At 73.6% G+C, this 18,927-nt stretch carries 19 protein-coding genes; 13 read left to right on the top strand and 6 right to left on the bottom strand.

Annotated features, from left to right (window positions below; all coding sequences use genetic code 11):
- Positions 1-439 precede the first annotated feature (439 nt).
- From lnt to ABZ272_RS18335, 3 genes are all read left to right on the top strand, one after another.
- A complete protein-coding gene (lnt, locus tag ABZ272_RS18345; protein ID WP_355051262.1) occupies positions 440-1,963 on the top strand; it encodes an apolipoprotein N-acyltransferase in 1,524 nt (507 codons plus the stop codon).
- 55 nt (positions 1,964-2,018) lie between these two features.
- Positions 2,019-2,807, top strand: a complete 789-nt coding sequence (locus ABZ272_RS18340; RefSeq protein ID WP_355051261.1) for a polyprenol monophosphomannose synthase — start codon at positions 2,019-2,021, stop codon at positions 2,805-2,807.
- Between the two features lie 62 nt (positions 2,808-2,869).
- Positions 2,870-3,394, top strand: a complete 525-nt coding sequence (locus ABZ272_RS18335) for an FxsA family protein (RefSeq protein WP_355051121.1) — start codon at positions 2,870-2,872, stop codon at positions 3,392-3,394.
- Between the two features lie 61 nt (positions 3,395-3,455).
- Here ABZ272_RS18335 and ABZ272_RS18330 read toward each other — a convergent pair whose 3' ends face one another.
- The 3 genes from ABZ272_RS18330 to ABZ272_RS18320 form a co-directional block, all read right to left on the bottom strand.
- Positions 3,456-3,797 carry an RNA polymerase-binding protein RbpA gene (locus ABZ272_RS18330; RefSeq protein ID WP_046564157.1) on the bottom strand — a complete coding sequence of 114 codons (342 nt, stop codon included), beginning with the start codon at positions 3,795-3,797 and terminating at the stop codon, positions 3,456-3,458.
- Between the two features lie 218 nt (positions 3,798-4,015).
- On the bottom strand, positions 4,016-5,203 hold the full coding sequence (locus tag ABZ272_RS18325; protein WP_355051120.1) for a hypothetical protein: 1,188 nt from the start codon (positions 5,201-5,203) through the stop codon (positions 4,016-4,018).
- A gap of 25 nt (positions 5,204-5,228) precedes the next feature.
- On the bottom strand, positions 5,229-6,581 hold the full coding sequence (locus ABZ272_RS18320; RefSeq protein WP_355051119.1) for an MFS transporter: 1,353 nt from the start codon (positions 6,579-6,581) through the stop codon (positions 5,229-5,231).
- A 57-nt stretch (positions 6,582-6,638) separates the two neighbouring features.
- Between ABZ272_RS18320 and ABZ272_RS18315 the strand changes: the two genes are divergently transcribed.
- The 3 genes from ABZ272_RS18315 to ABZ272_RS18305 are packed head-to-tail and all read left to right on the top strand — an operon-like array spanning position 6,639 to position 9,458.
- Positions 6,639-7,283, top strand: coding sequence for a TetR/AcrR family transcriptional regulator (locus ABZ272_RS18315; protein WP_355051118.1), 645 nt, complete (start codon positions 6,639-6,641; stop codon positions 7,281-7,283).
- Positions 7,284-7,341: 58 nt separating this feature from the next.
- Entirely contained in the window at positions 7,342-8,643 is a 1,302-nt protein-coding gene (locus tag ABZ272_RS18310; RefSeq protein WP_355051117.1) for an NAD(P)-binding domain-containing protein, read from the top strand.
- Positions 8,640-9,458, top strand: a complete 819-nt coding sequence (locus ABZ272_RS18305; protein ID WP_355051116.1) for an SDR family oxidoreductase — start codon at positions 8,640-8,642, stop codon at positions 9,456-9,458. The genes ABZ272_RS18310 and ABZ272_RS18305 overlap by 4 nt, the downstream gene beginning before the upstream one ends.
- 8 nt (positions 9,459-9,466) lie before the next feature.
- Here the strand turns inward: ABZ272_RS18305 and ABZ272_RS18300 are convergent, their stop codons facing one another.
- Positions 9,467-10,117 (bottom strand): LysE family translocator, encoded by a 651-nt coding sequence (locus ABZ272_RS18300; protein ID WP_355051115.1) that lies wholly within the window; start codon positions 10,115-10,117, stop codon positions 9,467-9,469.
- 187 nt (positions 10,118-10,304) lie between these two features.
- On the opposite strand from ABZ272_RS18300, the gene ABZ272_RS18295 reads away from it, so the two are divergent.
- Positions 10,305-10,778, top strand: coding sequence for a DUF1992 domain-containing protein (locus ABZ272_RS18295; RefSeq protein ID WP_355051114.1), 474 nt, complete (start codon positions 10,305-10,307; stop codon positions 10,776-10,778).
- A 121-nt stretch (positions 10,779-10,899) separates the two neighbouring features.
- On the top strand, positions 10,900-12,183 hold the full coding sequence (locus ABZ272_RS18290; protein ID WP_355051113.1) for an MFS transporter: 1,284 nt from the start codon (positions 10,900-10,902) through the stop codon (positions 12,181-12,183).
- A gap of 213 nt (positions 12,184-12,396) precedes the next feature.
- On the opposite strand, the gene ABZ272_RS18285 is transcribed toward ABZ272_RS18290, so the two are convergent.
- The gene (locus ABZ272_RS18285; RefSeq protein WP_355051112.1) at positions 12,397-12,963 is read right to left on the bottom strand and encodes a maleylpyruvate isomerase N-terminal domain-containing protein; all 567 of its coding nucleotides are present in this window, start codon (positions 12,961-12,963) and stop codon (positions 12,397-12,399) included.
- 64 nt (positions 12,964-13,027) lie between these two features.
- On the opposite strand from ABZ272_RS18285, the gene ABZ272_RS18280 reads away from it, so the two are divergent.
- Positions 13,028-14,014 carry a helix-turn-helix domain-containing protein gene (locus tag ABZ272_RS18280; protein WP_355051111.1) on the top strand — a complete coding sequence of 329 codons (987 nt, stop codon included), beginning with the start codon at positions 13,028-13,030 and terminating at the stop codon, positions 14,012-14,014.
- An 11-nt stretch (positions 14,015-14,025) separates the two neighbouring features.
- On the opposite strand, the gene ABZ272_RS18275 is transcribed toward ABZ272_RS18280, so the two are convergent.
- The gene (locus ABZ272_RS18275) at positions 14,026-14,505 is read right to left on the bottom strand and encodes a hypothetical protein (RefSeq protein WP_355051110.1); all 480 of its coding nucleotides are present in this window, start codon (positions 14,503-14,505) and stop codon (positions 14,026-14,028) included.
- Positions 14,506-14,663: 158 nt separating this feature from the next.
- On the opposite strand from ABZ272_RS18275, the gene ABZ272_RS18270 reads away from it, so the two are divergent.
- The 4 genes from ABZ272_RS18270 (at position 14,664) to ABZ272_RS18255 (ending at position 18,866) form a co-directional block, all read left to right on the top strand.
- On the top strand, positions 14,664-15,605 hold the full coding sequence (locus ABZ272_RS18270; RefSeq protein ID WP_355051260.1) for an ABC transporter ATP-binding protein: 942 nt from the start codon (positions 14,664-14,666) through the stop codon (positions 15,603-15,605).
- Positions 15,606-15,617: 12 nt separating this feature from the next.
- Positions 15,618-16,376, top strand: a complete 759-nt coding sequence (locus ABZ272_RS18265; RefSeq protein WP_355051109.1) for an ABC transporter permease — start codon at positions 15,618-15,620, stop codon at positions 16,374-16,376.
- Between the two features lie 30 nt (positions 16,377-16,406).
- Entirely contained in the window at positions 16,407-17,189 is a 783-nt protein-coding gene (locus ABZ272_RS18260) for an ABC transporter permease (RefSeq protein WP_355051108.1), read from the top strand.
- Between the two features lie 261 nt (positions 17,190-17,450).
- The gene (locus tag ABZ272_RS18255; RefSeq protein WP_355051107.1) at positions 17,451-18,866 is read left to right on the top strand and encodes an FAD-dependent monooxygenase; all 1,416 of its coding nucleotides are present in this window, start codon (positions 17,451-17,453) and stop codon (positions 18,864-18,866) included.
- Positions 18,867-18,927: the final 61 nt, after the last annotated feature.

Raw genomic sequence — 18,927 nt, 5'->3', positions numbered from 1 at the left:
CCGCGGTTACCGGTGTACGGGCAGGGTGAGGTGCACGGCCAGTAGACAACGGCCCGGCGGGGGCAGCCAGTCAACCGCCTGGTCGGTCCGAAGGTCGGCGTGCCCCATCCTCGCCCCACCGGCCGGGAAGGGCCTGGGAGCATCGGGGCGCGGCGCAAGCCGCGCCCCGATTTCATGCGCCCCCGACGTCGCCTCCAACCTCCGCGCCGATCTTGCGGTTTCTGTGGTCGAGATGGGCGGGAATGCCCCTTGTGTCGCAGCGGCAAGTGCAAGATCGCGGAGCAGGGGTCAGGCGCGGATGGCGGCCGGGTAGCCTTCGGCGGGTGATCGAGGTGAAGCAGCGGTGACGACGCTGGACCGGGACGAGAGTCACGTCCCCACGGTGACCAGTGCGCCGGTCGCCGCGGGTCGGCCGCTGCCGCTGCGCGTGGCCGCGCCGATGGCCGTGGTCGCCGGGGTGGCCCTGCTGCTGGCGTTCCCGCCGTACGGGGTGTGGCCGCTCGCGCCCGTCGGGGTGGCCCTGCTGGCCGCCGCCGCCCACCGACGGCGGTTGCGCGCCGGCGCCGGCCTGGGTTTCCTCACCGGGGTGGCGCTGTTCGCGCCCATGCTGGCCTGGACGAACCTGCACACCGGCTACCTGCCGTGGGTGCTGCTGTCGCTGCTGCAGGCCGGCTACCTGGCGCTGCTCGGCGCCGCCACCGCCTGGGTGTCCCCCTTGGCCGACCGGGGCCCCTGGCAGTGGCCGGCGCTGACCGGGCTGCTGTGGGTGGGGCAGGAGGCGGTGCGCGACCGTACCCCGTTCGGCGGTTTCCCGTGGGGTCGTCTCGCGTTCAGCCAGGACGACTCGCCGCTGCTGCGCCTGGCCGCCCTCGGCGGCGCTCCGCTGGTCACCTTCGCCGTGGCCCTCACCGGCGGCCTGCTCGTCGCCGCCGTCTGGCGGGGCTGGGCGGCCCGCCGCGACGCCCGGCCCGAATGGTGGCTGGCGGCGGTCGTACCCGCCGCCGTCGCCGTGGCGGTGGGCGCGGTGAGCCTGCTGGTGCCCGTCGCCGCCGAGGGCGGCGGCAAGACGGTGACCGTCGCCATCGTGCAGGGCAACGTGCCGCGCCTCGGGCTGGACTTCAACGCCCAGCGCCAGGCCGTGCTCAACAACCACGTCGACGCCACCATCGAGCTGGCCGCCCGGGTCGTCGCCGGCACCGCGCAACGGCCCGACCTGGTGGTGTGGCCGGAGAACTCCAGCGACATCGACCCGCTGCGCAACCCCACCGCCGGGGCCCGCATCGCCCAGGCCGCCGACGCGATCCGCGCGCCCATCCTGGTCGGCGCGGTGCTGCTCGGGCCCGGCGCCGGGCAGGTCCGCAACGCGGGCATCCTGTGGCGACCCGGCACCGGGGCCGACATGACGCAGCTCTACACCAAACGGCATCCCGTGCCGTTCGCCGAGTACGTGCCGTTGCGGGACATCGCGCGCATGGTCAGTGACAAGGTCGACCTGATCCGCACCGACTTCGTACCCGGCAGCACCCCGGGCGTGGTACGCGCCGGCCCGGCGACCCTCGGCGACGTGATCTGCTTCGAGGTCGCCTACGACGAGGTGGTCCGCGACACGGTCACCGGCGGCGCGCAACTGCTGGTGGTGCAGACCAACAACGCCACCTTCAACGAGGCGGAGGCCCGCCAACAGTTGGCCATGGTGCGGCTGCGGGCCGTCGAGCACGGCCGCCCGGCGCTGATGGCCTCCACGGTCGGCGTGTCCGGGTTCGTCGCCCCCGACGGGCGGGTAAGCGATGCCACCGGGTTCAACACCCGGGAGGTCGTGGTGCGGCAGCTACGGCTCGGCAGCGGGCTCACCCTCGCCACCCGCCTCGGCTGGTGGCCGGAACTGGCCCTGGCCGCTCTGGTGGTGGCCGCCCTGGTCGGCGCGGGTGTGCTGCGGCGCCGCCAGCGGGTCGTGCCCGGATAGCAGCAGCCGGTACGCCGGCGGGAGCGGAGGAACCGTGGTCCAGGCGACCGATACGATCCGGCGTCCCGACGAGGTGCCCGGCGTGGGTCGGGTCCTCGTGGTCATCCCCACCTACAACGAGGCCGACAACGTGGCGGCGATCGTGGGGCGGGTCCGCCGGGCCGCCCCCAGCGTGAGCATCCTCATCGCCGACGACAACAGCCCCGACGGCACCGGCGCGATCGCCGACGCCCTCGCCGACGGCGACCCGCACGTGCAGGTGTTGCACCGCCGGGGCAAGGAGGGGCTCGGCGCCGCGTACCTGGCCGGGTTCGGGTGGGCGCGCGAGCGCGGCTACCACGCGGTGGTGGAGATGGACGCCGACGGCTCCCACGCCCCGGAGGACCTGCCGGCGCTGCTGGAGGCCGCCCGGGACGCCGACGTGGTGATCGGGTCGCGGTGGACCAGCGGGGCGCGGGTGGTGAACTGGCCGCTGCGGCGGCTGCTGCTCTCGCGCGGCGGCAACCTGTACGCGCGTCTCGCGCTGGGCATGCCCGTCTCGGACGCCACCGGCGGCTACCGGGTGTACCGGACCAGCGCCCTGGACGCCATCGACCTGGCGTCGGTGACCTCGCAGGGGTACTCGTTCCAGGTGGAGCTGTCGCGGCTGGCGCACCGGGCGGGGGTGCGGATCGTGGAGGTGCCGATCACGTTCGCCGAACGGGAACGCGGCGACAGCAAGATGAGTCCGCGCATCGTCGCCGAGGCGTTGTGGCGGATCACCGCGTGGGGTGTGCAGGACCGGCGGCAGGCCGTACGCCGCAGCCTGAACGGCACCCCCACCGGTCAGGTGCGGTGGCCGTGAGCGCGGCCGTGTCATGCTGGATGAGCGGTTCGTGTCGTGCCGCGGGATGGCGATGAGGTGAGATGCGCCGAGGACTGAGGTTCGTGCCGCTGGCCCTGCTGCTGACGGTGGTGCTGGAGCTGGCGGTGTTCGTCGTCGTGGGCAGGGCGGTCGGGTTCGGCGCGGCGGTGCTGCTGGTGTTCGCCGCGTCCCTGCTGGGGCTGGTGCTGCTGCGCCGCGAGGGAATGCGCGCCTGGCGGGGGTTCCGCACCGCCGCGCAGGCCGGGCAGCCGCCGGGACGGCAGGTGACCGACGGGCTCGTCGGGTTGGCCGGCGCCCTGCTGCTGGCCATACCCGGACTGGTCAGCGGCCTGGTCGGGTTGCTGCTGATGGTGCCGCCGGTACGCCGGTTGGCCCGCGTCGGGGTGCAACGCGCCGCCGAACGGCGGGTGTCGTCGATGGTCGCCGGTGACCTGTTCGGGCCGCGTACGGTCCGGGTGCGTCAGGGCGCGCCTCAGCCGCCGCCACGTCCGCAGCCGGAGCAGCCGGTGGTCGTCGACGGTGGCCGTGCCATCGAGGGTGAGATCGTCGAGCCGGGCCGAAACTGAACCCACCCACACGACGGCGCCCCCGGGAAACCCCGGGGGCGCCGTGTCGTGCGGGTGCGGCTCAGGCGCGGCCGCGGCGGGTACGGACCTCCTGGAGCCGCTCGGCGAGGATGTCCTCAAGCTCGGCGATCGAACGCCGCTCCAGCAGCATGTCCCAGTGGGTACGCGGCGGCTTGGCCTTCTTCTGCTCCGGCTCGCTGCCGTCGACGAGTCGGGCGACGCTGCCGTCGAACTTGCACTCCCAGGTCGTCGGGACCTCGGCGTCGACGGCGAACGGCACCTCGAACTGGTGGCCCTTGGCGCAGAGGTACTCGCGGGTCTGACGCGGCGCGAGCTCCGTGTTGCGGTCGGATTCGTAGCTGACCGCGCCCAGCCGGCTTCCGCGCAGCATACGCTCGCCCATGATCGACTTCCCCTCGTTCGTGGTGCTGGTCTTCTGGGTGTAACGGCGCGTTCCCGTCGCCCCATTCCCGCCCGAGGGCGTGAGGCGTCCACGGGCGGGCCGGAACCAAGGGTAGCCGGCCTCGACCGGGACGCCACGGCGGTGGCGTGTCGTGACCGCCACCGGGGATGTTAGGGCGTGCGAGGACTATGACACACGCCCTAACCGCCCGAACGTGGTCAAGGTTGCGGCGACGTCGCACCCGGGTCGGAAGCGCCCGCCGCGGCGGGTGCGGCCGCGCCGAGGCGGGCCAGCGCCAGCGCCAGGTCGCTGACCTGGTCACCGAGCTGCGCCACCCGCCGGTGGGCCACGTCCCGGTCGGCCTCGGCGGCGTCGAGCCGTACCGTCAGGGCCGTGAGCCGACCCTCGGCGGCGGCCGCGGCCTGCCGGGCGGCGGTCAGCTCGGCGGTGAGCGTTGCGCGTTGCTCGGTCACGGCGGTCAGCTCCGCGCGGAGCCGGGCGACCAGCTCGGCGGACTCCTGCCGGGCGCCGTCGGCCTCGGCGGCGACGGCCTGGGCGCGATCACGGGCCCGTTCGGCCTGCTCCCGGGCCCGGGCGGCGTCCGCGGCCTCGGTCCGGGTGCGTGCGGCGTCGGCGCGGGCCTGGTCGATCTGACGGCGTACGTCCTGCGCCTCGGCCTGCCACCGCGCGGCCCGCTCGCCCGCGTCGGCGGCGTCCCGGGTGGCCCGTTCGGCGTCGGCGCGCGCCGCGTCCCGCTCGACGGTCAGGTCGGCCGCGCGCTGCCGTTCGGTGTCGCGCTCGGCCCGCAGGTCACGGACCTCGGCGCGGGCCTGGTCGCGGTCGTGTTCGGCCTGCGCGCGCAGCGCCTCGGCGGCGCTGACGTCGTGGCGGGCCTGGTCCCGGGCGGCCTCGGCCCGGTGGGCGCGCTCGTCGGCCGCGTCGGCACGCTGTACGGCGGCCTCGGCACGTCGGGTGGCGTCGTCGGCCTCGGCGCGGGCCGTGCGGGCCTGCTCGCGGGCGCGCGCCGCGTCGGCCGACGCGGTCTCGGCGTCGTCGCGGGCCTCGTCGCGTTCGGTCTGCGCGGCCGCGACCTCGGTGGCGGCCTCCGCCCGGGCCTGCGCGAGCTGCCGCTGCACACCCACCGGGGACAGTTCGGCGTGCAGCGCCTCGGTCAACGTCTCGACGATCTGGTCGAGGCGGTCCACCGCCTCCCAGGTGCGGGCCACCTGCCCGGGCAGGCCGGGGGCGTTGCGGTGGCGCATCCGGCTGTTGCGCGAGGCGCGTTGGCACGCGCCGTCGTTGTCGCGGCAGTAGCGGAACGGCCGGCCCGCGCCGACACGCTGCGCCACCGGCGCTCCACAGTGGGCGCACGGGCGGGTCTCGGTGGGGGTGAGCGGGGCGTCCATCAAGGGCGAAGTCTAGTGCGGCCGCTCAGGTCGTCGCCCGGGCCGTCGCGTCCAGGGTGTAGCGGCGCTGCAGCAGCAGCGCGGCGAGCATCGCCGCCGCCGGCAGCAGGCCGAAGCCGTAGCGGACCGCCGCGAGCGCCGCGTCCGGCTGGGCCGGTGACTCACCGGCGGTCGACGCCACGAAACCACCGGCCGCCAGGCAGAGGGCGTACGCGTAGGGGCCCAGGGCCGCGCCGGTGGCCTCGGTGGCCGTCCACACCCCGGTGTAGGTGCCGGCGCCGGTGGTGGTGTCGGCGGCCCGGATCACGTCGGGCAGCATCGCGAACGGCAACAGTTGCATGCCGGCGAACGCCACCCCGAGCACCGCCACCGCGCCGACGAGCACCGGCAGGCCGGCCGGTCTGCCCACCGCCAGCACCAGCGACCCGGCCGCGAACGCGCCCTGCGCGCCGAGCAGGGCCCGCTGCTTGCCGATCCGGCGGGCCAGCACCAGCCAGGCGGGGGTGACCAGCAGCGCCGGGGCGACGAACGCGGCCACCAGCACCGTGGTCAGGGCGGGGGCGCGTAGCTCGTACTCCGCGTAGTAGGGCACCCCGGCCAGGACCAGGTGGGTGGTGGTGGACATGGCCAGGTAGGCGGCGACCAGCGGGCGGAACTGCCGATCGCGCAGAGCGGTCCGCAGCGCCCGCCACCCGCCATGGCCCGGCCTGGCGCGGTCCGACGCGACGCCGCGCAGCCGGGCGATGCCGACCACGCCGACCAGCATGGCCACCAGCATCCCGGCGGCGAGGACCAGGCCCATCCGCTGGTAGCCGCCCCGGGTCGCGGCGTCGGCGTCGGTCAGCAGCGGGGCCAGCAGGCCGGAGGCGAGAATGCCGAGGGTCAGCACGACCATCCGGAACGCCATCAGCCGGGTGCGTTCGTCGTAGCCGATGCGCAGGTCGGCGGGGGTGGCCAGGTAGGGGACCTGGTAGGCGGCGAAGAGCAGGTTGCCGGCGACGAAGAACACGGCCACCCAGGCGGCGGCCGGCGTGCCGGTCAGGCCGCCGGGCACCGCGAACAGCGCGGCGAACGCGACCGGCAGGGCGCAGCCGAGCAGCAGCAGCCGTCGCCGGTCGCCCCGGCGGGCCTGTTCGACGTCGGCGCGGTGCCCGACCCACGGGTGCAGCAGCACGTCGGCGATCTTCGGCAGCAGCAGCGCCAGACCGGCCAGCCACGGCCCGACGGCCAGCACGTCGGTGAGGAAGTAGAGCAGCAGCAGGCCGGGAACGGTCACCCAGATGCCCATGCCGAGGGAGCCGGCGGCGAACCCGGCGAGGGGGCCGCGGGGCAGCGTCGCGTCGGTGGCGGCCGCGGGCCGCCGGTCGAGCCCGGTCATCGCCGCATCCTCTCCGCAATCCAACGGTTGCTGGATTCTAGGGGCAGAATGGCGGTCATGACCATGCCCCGACGCCGTCCGGGTCGACCTCGGCGCGAGCAGGCCCGACCCACCCGCGAGGTGGTGCTCACCGCCGCGACCGCGCTGTTCGCCGAGCGTGGCTTCGACGCCGTCGGGCTGCGGGAGGTCGCGGCCGCCGCCGGGGTCGACGTCGCCACGGTCGCCCACCACACGGGTACGAAGGCGGCGCTCTACGAGGCGTGTTTCGCGCGGGTGTTCGACGTCGAGCGGCAGGTCCTCACCGAGGCCGCCGAGCGCGCCCGCGCGGCCCTGGACACGGGCCCGGACGCGGCGCGGCGGGCGTTGCACGACCTGGTCGACGTGTTCGTGGACTTCCTGCAGGACCACCCGGAGACCACCGCGCTGTGGCTGCGACGCTGGTTGGAGCCGCAGCGGCACGCCGAGCTGGACCAGCGCTACGCCGAACCGCTCTACCGGCTGGTGGCGGAGCTGCTGACCGCCGCCGCGGCGGCCGGCGCGCTGGCCGAGCCGACCCCGCACATCACCGTACGCAGCCTGGTCTGGGCCACGCACGGACACGTCGTGGCGTTGGCCGCGGGCGTGCCGGCGGCCCGGGAACGCCGCGAGTTCCGGGCGTTCGTGCACCGCTTGCTCACCGCGTTGTACGGGCCGACGGGTTGACGGGCCGTCGCCGCCCGACGATTATCCATCGGACGTTGGATAATGCGGGGGAGCGACGATGCGGGCAGAACCCAGGGTTGCGGTGATCGGCGCCGGCGCGGCCGGACTCGCCACCGTCAAGGCGCTGCGCGACGCCGCCGTCGCCGTGGTCTGCTTCGAGGCCACCGACCAGGTCGGCGGCCTCTGGGTGTACGGGGCGCCCGACTCACCCGCGTACCGCACGCTGCACCTGAACACCAGCCGTGGCCGTACCGAGTTCGCCGACCACCCGATGCCCGCCGACTGGCCCGACTACCCGGACCACACGCGGGTCGCCGGCTACCTGGCCGACTACGCCGACCGGTTCGGGCTGCGCGACGCCATCCGCCTGCGGCACACCGTCGAGCGGGTCGTGCGCCGACCGGACGGCACGTGGACGGTCACGGCCAGCGGGCCGGACGGGCCGGTCGAGGTCACCGTCGAGGCCGTGGTCGTCGCCAACGGCCACAACCGGGTCCCCCGGCTGCCCGAGCCGTCGTACCCCGGCACCAGCACCGCCCAGCAGATCCACAGCCACGACTACCGCGGCCCCGAGCAGTTGGCGGGCCGGCGCGTCCTGGTCGTCGGCGGCGGCAACTCGGCGATGGACATCGCGGTGGACGCCTCGCACGCCGCCGAGCGGACGCTGCTGTCGCTGCGCCGGGGCGTCTGGGTGGTGCCCAAGCACCTGCTGGGTCGCCCCTCGGACACCCTCAACGGCGCGCTGGCGCGCCGGCTCCCGTGGCGGCTGCGCCAGCGCATCAGCCAGACCATGATCTCCGCCGCCGTCGGCAACCCCGCCCGCTACGGGCTGCCCGCGCCGACGCACGGCTTCCTGCAGGACCATCCGACGCTCTCGGACGGCCTGCTGTCCCGGCTCGCCCACGGGGACGTCGAGGCCCGCCCCGGTGTGGCCGCCCTCGACGGCGACCGGGTCGAGTTCACCGACGGCCGCGCCGACCAGGTCGACCTGATCGTGTGGTGCACCGGCTACCGGGTGGAGATCGGGTTCCTGCCGGCCGAGCTGCTGGGCGGCGGGGCCGACACCCTGGCGTTGTACCGGCACGTGTTCCACCCCGAGGCCCCCGGCCTGATGTTCGTCGGGCTGATGCAGTCCACCGGCTCCGCCTTCCCGCTGGTCGAGGCGCAGGCGAAGTTGGTCGCCGCGCAGCTCGCCGGCCGGTACGCCCTGCCCGACGGCGAACGGCAGCGGGCCGCCTGCCGGGCCGAGCTGCGGGCGGCGACGGCCCGCTGGGGTCAGCGCCGCCCGGCGATGCGGGTGGACTTCGACGTGTACCTGGCCGAGTTGACCCGGGAGCTGAAGACCGGAGCACGCCGGTGACGGAGCTGACCGGCCGGCGGGTCCTCGTCACCGGCGCGAGCGGCACCTTCGGCCGGCACCTCGGCGTCGCGCTGCGCGCCGGCGGCGCCCGGGTGGTGGGGCTCGACCTGCGCGCCCGCGAGGACGACGACCTGCCGGTGCTCGGCTGCGACCTGACCGACCCGGCCGCCGTCCCCGCCGCCGTGCAACAGGCGGTCACCCGGCTCGGAGGGCTCGACCTGCTGATCAACAACGCCGGGGTGGGCGGTCCCGCCCCGGCGGAGCTGGCACCGGACGAGGTGGTCCGCCAGCAGCTGGAGGTCAACCTGCTGGCCGCCTGGCGCACCACCGCCGCCGCGCTGCCAGCCCTGCTCGACACGCGCGGACGGGTGATCTTCGTGGCCAGCCGGATGGCGGTGCTGCCGCTGCCTCTCGCCGCCGCCTACGGGGTCAGCAAACGGGCTCTCGTCGCGTACGCCGACGCGCTGCGCCACGAGGTGGGCACCCACGTCGGGGTGAGCGTCGTCTACCCCAGCATGGTCGCCTCACCGATCCACGACAGCACCGCTGAGGCGGGCCTGTCGCTGCGGGGAGTGTCCCGCCCCGAGCCCGTCGCGGGTGTCGTCGCGGCGATCCTGCGCGCCGCCACCGCCCGACGCGCGCCCCGGGACGTGGCGACCACCCGACGCGGCCGGCTGGAGATGGCCGTCGGCCGGCACGCGCCCGCGCTGGCCGACCGGCTGGTCCGCCGTACCCTCGCAGCCCGGCTCGCCGCGGGCGACCTGGACGCCGCGCCGCTGGCCGCCGGGATGGTCCGCCGCCACCGTGGCCGGTGAGGACCGGATCAGGGTACGGCGACAGCCGCGCGGGAACGGTCGGCGGCGATTCGGACAGCCAACGCGGCAAGGGCCGTACCGGTCACCCACCGCTGAACGCGCAACCACAGCGGTCGGCCGGCGAAGAACCCGGCCAGCGCCCCGGCGCTGAGCACGATCATCGCGTTGACGCTCAACGCGACGGCGATCTGGGTCAGCCCGAGCAGCAGGCTCTGGGCCGCCACCTGTCCCCGCGCCGGCTCGACGAACTGCGGTAGCAGCGACACGTAGAGGATGGCGATCTTCGGGTTGAGCAGGTTGGTGACCAGGCCCATGGTGAACAGTCGCCGGGGCCGGTCCGGTGGCAGCGGCGCGGGCGTGAACGGTGACCCACCACCCGGGCGCACCGTGCGCCACGCCAGCCACAGCAGGTAGCCGGCGCCGGCCAGTTTCACCACCGTGTACAGCGCCGGTACCAGGACGAACACGGCGGCCAGGCCGGCGACCGCCGTGGCCAGGTAGACGCCGAAACCGGCGGCCACCCCGAGCAGCGAGATCAGGCCGGCCCGGCGGCCCTGCGCCACCGACCGGGAGACCAGGTAGACCATGTTCGGGCCGGGCGTGAGCACCAGACCCAACGCCACCAGCGCGATACCCAGCAGCGCACCCGCATCGACCATGACGTCGCCCCCGTTCACCGTCCCCCGACCGACGGTAGGCCGGACGGCGAGCGGTGACCCAGAGCCACCTGCGAGGCGGTGGCCTGCCGCGCGGGAATGGTCACCGACCCGACCGCGCTGACCTGTTGCGGTGTGTGTCGCCGGTCGGAGGCGGCGCGTTACGGTGGCCGGGGGGAGGTGCCGCAGAGTGACCGAAGCGTGGGACGCGGCCGTGGAGGCGCAGATCCGGGGCGCCGCGCAACGCGGCGAGTTCGACAACCTGCCCGGGATGGGCAAGCCGATCCCCGGACGTGGGACGCCGTACGACGAGTCGTGGTGGATCAAGAGTTTCCTGGAGCGCGAGAAGCTGCCCAGTGACCTGCTGCTGCCCACCCCGCTGCAACTGCGTCGACGGGTCGAGCAGGTCCCCGACGAGGTCCGCGACCTGCCCACCGAACAGGCCGTGCGGGCCTTCGTGGGGCAGCTCAACGCGCAGATCGTGGCCTGGCTGCGCAACCCCGACGGTCCCCGGGTCGCGGTCCGGCCGGTGAACGCCGACGAGGTGGTCGCCCGCTGGCGTGCCGAACGCGCCCGTCGGAACGCCACCGCCACCGCCACCGTCGTCGCCCCGGCCCGCCGACCCCGCCGGGCTTGGTGGCTGCCCTGGCGTCGCCGGGCCTGACGCCCCGCTGCCCCGAACAGCTCCGAACGGTCCCGAACACCCGCTTTCGCCCTCGATCCCCGCGCCGCCGCTACGGTCGGCACCGGGCGACCTGACGGCAGGCACGGGGAACGGGGGCGACGTGGGTGAGCGCGCCGCGACGTACCCCGAGGTGTTCGCGGTACGCGAGTACCGCCACCTCTTCGGCGCGTACCTGCTGTCCCTGGCGGGCGACCAGCTCACGGCCGTCACCGTGGCGTACCTCGTCTACCACGGGACCGGATCGGCGGCGCTTGCCGCCGCCGCGTACGCCAGCTCCTATCTGGCCTGGCTCGTCGGCGGACCGCTGCTGTCCGGCCTGGCCGACCGGTATCCCCGCCGTCGTGTCCTGATCGTGTGCGACCTTGCCCGCGCGGCCCTCGTGCCGGTGGCGGCGCTGCCGGTCGTCCCCGCGCCGGCCCTGGTGGCGATGCTGTTCGCGGTCAACCTGATGCGGCCGCCGTTCGTGGCCGCGCGCGCGGCGTTGCTGCCCGACGTGCTCGACGGCGACCGGTACGCGGTGGCCAACGGCGTGGACAACATCTGCGCCCAGGTCGTGCAGGTGCTCGGATTCGCCGTCGGCGGGAGCCTGGTGGCGGTGCTGTCGCTGCGCGGCGCGCTGCTGGTAGACGCCGGCACGTTCCTCGTGTCGGCCCTGCTGATCGCGCGCGGCGTCCGGGCACGCCCGGCGCCCCCGGCGCCATCGGGTCGGGTCCGCGCTGCTCGCGTGGACGGCCTGCGGGTGCTCGTCGCCGACCCCCGGCTGCGCGCCTACGTGCTCGTCCTGTGGACGGCCAGCGCCTGCACCTACGCCGCCGAAGGGCTGATGGCGCCACTGGCGCGGCAGTACGACGGCGACGCCGCCACGGTGGGTGTGTTGCTGGCCGCCGCGCCGACGGGCATGGCGCTCGGCGGGGTCGCGCTCACCCGGTTCTGCCCACCGGCGACCCGACCCCGGCTCATCCTGCCCCTGGCCGCGCTGTCCACCGGCGTGCTGACGGCGGCGTGGCTCGTTCCGCCGCTGTGGGTGCTGCTCCTGCTGTTGGCGCTGGCCGGGGCCGCGAGCGCCTTCGCCGTCCCGCTGAACGCGCTGTTCGGCCGGGCGGTGCCGGCGGCGTACCGGGGACGCGCGTTCGGAGTCGCCGTCACCGGCCTCAGTGGCCTGCAGGGGACGGCGATGGTGCTCGCGGGTCTGGCCGCCGACCGGTGGCCGGCCACCACGGTCGTCGGGTTCAGCGGACTGTCGGGCGTGGTGGCGGTCCTCGCCCTCGGTCCGCTGTGGAGACGTGCCGCCCGTTTCGCGCCGTTCGGGGACCGGGTCGTACAGACCCGAACGGTCCCGAACGCCGAAAGCCCTACCGCCGAGGTGGGCGGCGGTCGACGCTGAGGTCGTCGGGCGGGCACGGGGCCGCCCTGAAGGGGGAAGGGAGAAGCGCATGCGTGGCGTTCGCGAGCGCGGCATCAGCTGGACCTGAGGAACTACGTGGAACGGCGTCGGCATCCCCGCGGGTGCCGACGGCGTTCAGCAGAGCAGGCGCGGGTGCCGCGGCGGTCGTTGGTCCCTCGACCTCCGCGGCACTCGCCCGACCGGCTGCCGGGGTCACTCCACCGCGGCCCGCCACGTCCAGGAGGTACGCCGTGCGCGACCCGGCAACTCACCACGACCGGTCATCCACAGCAGCACGTCGGGCGCGTCGCCGGCCGGGGCGTCCGGGAAGAGCCGCCGCAGCACCGGCGCGCTCAGGCCGTGCGGCGGCTGCCACGGCACGCCGAGGCCGAGGGCGATGTCGTGGGTGTGCAGCACCGTCTCGGCCACCCCCATCGCGGCGAACCCGGCCGGGTCGCAGGGGCCCCAGTGCCAGGCCCGCTCGGTCGGTTCGGCGGCCTCGACGGCGACCGCGAGCAGCCGGGCACAGGCCCGTACCACGTCGAGCACCCGCGCCGGGCTCGCCGTGGGGGAGACCCGCAGGTCGTACGGCAGGTAGCTGTCCTGCGCCAGGCCGGTGACCTGGCCGGCGTACGCGAGCAGGTCGTGCGCGACGTGCGCGGCGGTCGTCCAGCAGTTCCAGCTCAACGTGCCGGCGGGCACCGACCAGTCGCGGTCGAGGTGCGGGTGCAGCACCCGGGTCATCTCGTCGGCCGCCGCCCGTACGTCGGCGCCGGTCATCGCGGACGTCCGTAGGTCGACGCGTGCAAGAATCCATCCTCGTGCTCGGGGGGAGGCGGACACCATGTTGCCCAACCTGGTGGTGGACACGACGGTACTGCCGCCGGCGGACCGGTTCGAGTTCTGGTACGCCCTGATCGCCCAGGAGGCGGCACCCGTGCACATCACCAGCGCACGGCTGGACGACTTCGTCGCGTACGCCCAGGCCATCGACCTCGGCCGGATCCGGTTGGCCTCGCTGCGGTACCCGTCGCTGCTCGCCACCCGGCCCGCCGGGCTGGTCCGCCGAGCCCAGGCGGACATCTACCAGCTCACGCTGCCACTGACGGGTCGTAGCACCCTGGTCCAGGGTCGCACCGAGACCGCGCTCGTCGCCGCCAGCCACTTCACCCTGCTGGACACGGCCCGTCCGTACATCGCCCGGCACCGGGCGGACAGCGCCGGTCTCGCCACGACGATCACCGTGCAGATCCCCTACGCGGCGCTGCCGTTGCCGCCGGATCGCGTGCGTCGCCTGCTGGCCACGCCGATGTCGTCGGGTCCCGGCGTCGCCGGGCTCCTGGCCCACCACCTGCGCAGCATCGCGGCGCACCCGGAGCAGTACGAGCCGAACCAGGCCGAGATGCTGGGCGGCATGGCGTTGGACCTGCTCGCCGCCACGCTCGCCCAGCGCCTCGACATCGAGGGCGTTCTGTCGCCGGAGACACGGCACGCCGCGTTACGCGCCCGCGTCGTCGCCTTCATCGACCGCCACCTCGACAGCGCCGAACTCAACCCCCGTAGCGTCGCCGCCGCCCACCACATCTCCCTGCGGTCCCTGCACCGCCTGTTCGACGGCGAGGCGACGACACCTGCCGAGCTGATCCGGGCCAAGCGTCTGGAGCGGTGCCGGCGGGACCTGGGCAACCCTTTGCACGCGCGACAGCCGGTGCACCTCATCGCGGCCCGCTGGGGTTTCCCGGACAAGGCCCACTTCAGCCGCCTCTTTCGCGCCCGCTACGGACGTTCACCGCAGGCGTACCGGGCCGCCCACACGGCAGCGGACCGCTGAGCCGGCAGCCGTTACCGCCGTCGGTAATCGGTCGGGTCGTCCGCGTCGAAGTCCCGTACGGCGGTGCGGATCATCTCGCCGTACGGGTCGTCCGGTAGCTGGTCCAGGTGTTCCCAGGCGCGGGCGAGGTGCTCCCGGGCCGGGCCGGCGTTGCCCAGTCGCCGGTGACAGTCGGCGAGGTTGAGGTACAGCGACGGCAGGAACGCCCGGACCTCGAGCGAGGGCAGGTGCCGCCGGACGCGTTCGTCGGTCAGCTCGGACACCGCCACCAGGGCGCGTTCGTCCCAGCTCAGCTCCGCGTCGAGGGTGTCCTGGAGGTCGGCGAGATGGTGGGCCACGGTGCAGCGGTGCAGCGCGTCGCCGGTCGGGCCGAGCTCGTCCCACAGCGCGGTGAGCAGTTCGCGGGCCTCGGCGGTGTCGCCGCTCTGGCCGAGCCGCACCGCCTCGATGACGCGGGTCATGGTTGGGTCGAGCGCCATCTGGTCGTTCATGTGGCCGATGGTCAGGCCTCAAGGAGGTCGAGGGTCAAACGACGCGCGATCCGGCCGTCGTTCGGAAATTTCAATGATCGGTATTAATCTTGCATGTGTCAGTCGAATTTTCGTAGGCTGCCCGGGTGATCGAGCAACCCCTCGTCGAGGCGAGGAATCTGGCCAAGACCTATCCACGACGTGGGTCCACAGCGGAGTTCCGCGCGGTCGACGGCATCGACTTCGCGCTCCAACGGGGTGAGGCGTTCGGGCTCCTCGGGCCGAACGGCGCGGGCAAGTCCACCACCATGCGGATGATCGCCGCGACCTCGCCGGTCAGCGGTGGCAGCCTGCGTGTCCTCGGCATGGACCCGATGACGCAGGGCCCGCAGATCCGCGCCCGGCTGGGCGTCGTCACCCAGGACGACCACCTGGACAACGAACTCAGCGTCCGGGAGAACCTGCACATCTACGGGCGGTACTTCGGCCTGCCCCGGGCCGTGATCCGGGACCGGGCGACCCGGCTGCTGGACTTCGCCCACCTCCGGGAGAAGGCCGGCGACCAGGTGGAGACACTGTCGGGCGGCATGCGGCGGCGGCTGACGATCGCCCGCGCCCTGATCAACGAACCCGACATCCTGCTGCTCGACGAGCCGACCACCGGCCTCGACCCGCAGGCCCGACACATCCTGTGGGACCGGCTGTTCCAGCTCAAACAGGACGGCGTCACCCTCATCCTCACCACCCACTACATGGACGAGGCCGAGCAGCTCTGCGACCGGCTCGTCGTCGTGGACCACGGTCGGATCGTCGCGCAGGGCTCCCCCCGGGACCTGATCACCCGATACGCCACCCGGGAGGTCCTCGAACTGCGCTTCCGCCCCGACGAACGGGACACCGCGGCGGAGAAACTCCGGACCTCGGCGCTGGCCACCGGCGGCACCGCGTCCGACGGTCGCGTCGAACTGCTCGCGGACCGGGCGCTCGTCTACTGCGCCGACGGTGAGTCCGCTCTCGCCACGGTGCACGCCCTGTCGCTCACCCCGCTCACCGCCCTGGTTCGCCGCGCGACGTTGGAGGACGTGTTCCTCACGCTCACCGGCCGATCGCTCATCGAGTAGCGGGGATCACTCGTGCTGCGCGCATTCCGATACTGGCTCACCCGCTACCGGCGCACCTGGCGCGGCACGGTCGTCATCAACGTGCTGAATCCGCTGCTGTTCCTCATCGGCATCGGCGCCGGGCTGGGCGCCCTCGTCGACGACAACGCGCCCGCCCAGATCAGCGGCGTGTCCTACGCGGCGTTCTTCGCGCCGGGCATGCTGGCCGCGGCGGCCATGCAGAACGCTTTCCTGGAGGCGTCCTGGGGAGTGGCCCGCGCCGCCGGGTTCGGCGCCTACCGGGGCGCCACGCCGACGCCGATCGAGCCGGAGCAGCTCGCCGCCGGACACCTGCTCTTCATCACCGTTCGACTGCTCACCACCAGCGGCGCGTTCATCGCCGTGATGGCGGCGTTCGGGTTGGTCGAGGGCCGGTGGGCGCTCGGGACACTGCTCGCCGCAACACTGACCGGGCTCGCGTTCGCGGCGCCGGCCGCGGCGTGGGCGGTCGGGGTACGCACGCTGCGCCACATCGACACGGTGTTCCGGTTCGTGATCATGCCGCTCTACATGTTCTCCGGCACGTTCTTCGCCGTCTCGCAACTGCCGGACTGGATCCGGCCGGTGTCCTACCTGCTGCCGCTGTGGCACGGGGTGGAGCTGTGTCGCACGGTGAGCCTCGGCACGGCCACGGCCGCTGCGACGTCCGTCCACATCGCCTACCTGTTGGCGCTCACGATCGGGGGGTTCCTCGTCGCCCGCGTGACCTACCGCCGCCGGTTGCACCCCTGACGCCCACGTCCAGAGCCCTGTGGAGACACCATGACAAGCGTCGTCGTACCCGCCTGGACCCGCCGCCGCGCGCTCGCGTTGATCGAACGCAACTTCATGATCTACCGGCGGTCGATCACGCCGCTGCTCAACGCGCTCGTCGAACCCATCCTGTACCTGCTGTCGATCGGCGTCGGCGTCGGGCTGCTCGTCGGCACGGTCCCCGGCGTCGACGTCCCGTACGCCGCCTACGTGGCGCCGGCGATCCTGGCCACCACCGCGATGAACACGGCGTTCAACCAGACCAGCATCGGGGTCTTCACCCGGATGAGGGTCGAGAAGACCTACGAGGCGATCCTGCCGACACCGCTCTCGGTCACCGACATCGCCGTCGGCGAGGTCACCAGCGCGATGATCAACGCGTTGCTGACGTCGATCGGCTTCCTGGCCATCATGGCGATCGGTGGGCTGGTCACCTCGGCCTGGGCGCTGCTGGCCCTGCCGGCCTCGCTGCTGATCTCGTACGCGTTCGCGGCGGGCGGGCTGGCCGTCACGACGTACCTGCGCGATTTTTCCGACTTCCAGTACATCCAACTGTTCATGCTGCCGATGTACCTGTTCGCCACGACGTTCTACCCCCTCTCGGTCTATCCGGAGGCGGTGCGGCCCCTCATCCAGGCCCTGCCGCTCTACCACAGCATCGAGCTCGTCCGGGAGCCGGCGCTGGGTCACCCCGGCTGGGGCCTGCTGATCGCGGCGCTCTATCTCGTCGCGTTCGGCTCGATCGCGATGTACGTGGCGACGCGCCGGATGACCCGGGCGATGCTGCGGTGAGCGACGCAAAAGAGCTGGACGCGATACCGCGCGGACGGTAGCTTGCAGTCGACCGCGACACCGTCCGAGGAGGTGAGACCCATGACCGCTGGTTCGATGTGGGTGCTCCCCTCGCCGTCACGGTTGGGCGACTGACGTAGGTGTCGCCGGGAGCGCCTTTCACCAAGGCACTCTCGAAAGGCCGCTCCTGTGCCCTCCGTTCACCGTGATCCTGCTTTCTCGCCGAGCCCCGAGACGGATCGTCCGCCGCACCCGTTCGACGTGATCATCGTCGGCTGCGGGCCGACCGGCGCCATGCTCGCCGCCGAACTACGCCTGCACGACGTGCGGGTCCTCGTTTTGGAGAAGGAGACTGAGCCTCCGTCGGCCGTCCGCATCGTCGGTCTGCACATCCGCAGCCTCGAGGTGCTGGCGATGCGCGGACTCCTGGACCGCATGCTCGCGCACGGACGGCGACGTCCGGCCGGTGCCTACTTCGCCGCCATCGACAAACCCGCGCCCACCGGGCTGGACTCCCCGTACGCCTACCTGCTGGGCATCCCACAGCCGGTCATCGAACGTCTGCTCGCGGAACACGCGACCGGCCTGGGGGCGCAGGTCCGGCGTGGGCGGGCGGTCGCCGGTCTCGCACAGGACGACGAGGGTGTGACCGTCGAGCTGTCCGACGGGGAACAACTGCGCACCCGCTACCTCGTCGGCTGCGACGGCGGCCGCAGCACGGTGCGCAAGCTCCTCGGCGTCGGCTTCCCCGGCGATCCCACGCGGAACGAGACGCTGATGGGCGAGATGGAGGCGGGTGTCCCGCCGGAGGAGATCGCCGCCACCGTCGCCGCGATCGGCGGAGCCCGGCACCGATTCTGGGTCCGACCCGCGGGCGTCGGGGTCTACAGCGTCGTCGTCCCGGCGGCCGGAGTCGGCGATCGCGCCCAGCCGCCCACCATTGAGGACTTCGCCCGGCAACTGCGGGCTGTCGCCGGAACCGACTTCGGCGTGCACTCGCCGCGCTGGATGTCCCGCTTCGGCGACGCCACCCGGCTCGCCGAGCGGTACCGGGTCGGTCGGGTCCTGCTGGCCGGCGACGCCGCCCACATCCATCCGCCCATCGGCGGTCAGGGCCTCAACCTGGGCATCCAGGACGCGGTCAACCTCGGCTGGAAGCTGGCCGCGCAGGTGCGGGGCTGGGCCCCGGACACCCTGTTGGACACCTACCAGGCCGAACGTCGTCCGGTCGCCGCCGACGTGCTGGACAACACCCGCGCCCAGACGCAACTGCTGGCCGACGAGCCGGGCGCCCGGGCCGTACGCCGTCTGATCAGCGAGCTGATGGACTTCGACGAGGTGAACCGCCATCTGCTGGAGAAGATCACCGGAACCGGCATCCGCTACGACGTCGGCGAGGGCCCCGACCTGCTCGGCCGCCGGGTGCCCGACGTCGACGTCCGACCGGGCAACCTCTACGGTCTGCTGCACCGGGGCCGGGGCCTGCTGGTGGACCGCACCGAGCGACTGACCGTCGGTGGCTGGAAGGACCGGGTCGATCATCTCGCGGACGCCGGAGCGGCGGCGGACGTCCCGTGCCTCCTGCTGCGTCCCGACGGCCACGTCGCCTGGATCGGCGACGAGCAGCGGAACCTCGACGACCACCTCGCCCGGTGGTTCGGCAGATCCAGGCCGTGAGTACGAGCCGCGCTCATGGCTCTTATTCAAGTTGCCGCTTTATAAAGCTTCTGCTTGGATA

Origin of the sequence: Micromonospora sp. NPDC005979, assembly GCF_040614415.1 — a bacterium.
Taxonomy (GTDB): Bacteria; Actinomycetota; Actinomycetes; order Mycobacteriales; family Micromonosporaceae; genus Micromonospora.
Note: the sequence above shows the minus strand (reverse complement) of the source record. Positions and strands in the feature narration are given on the sequence as shown.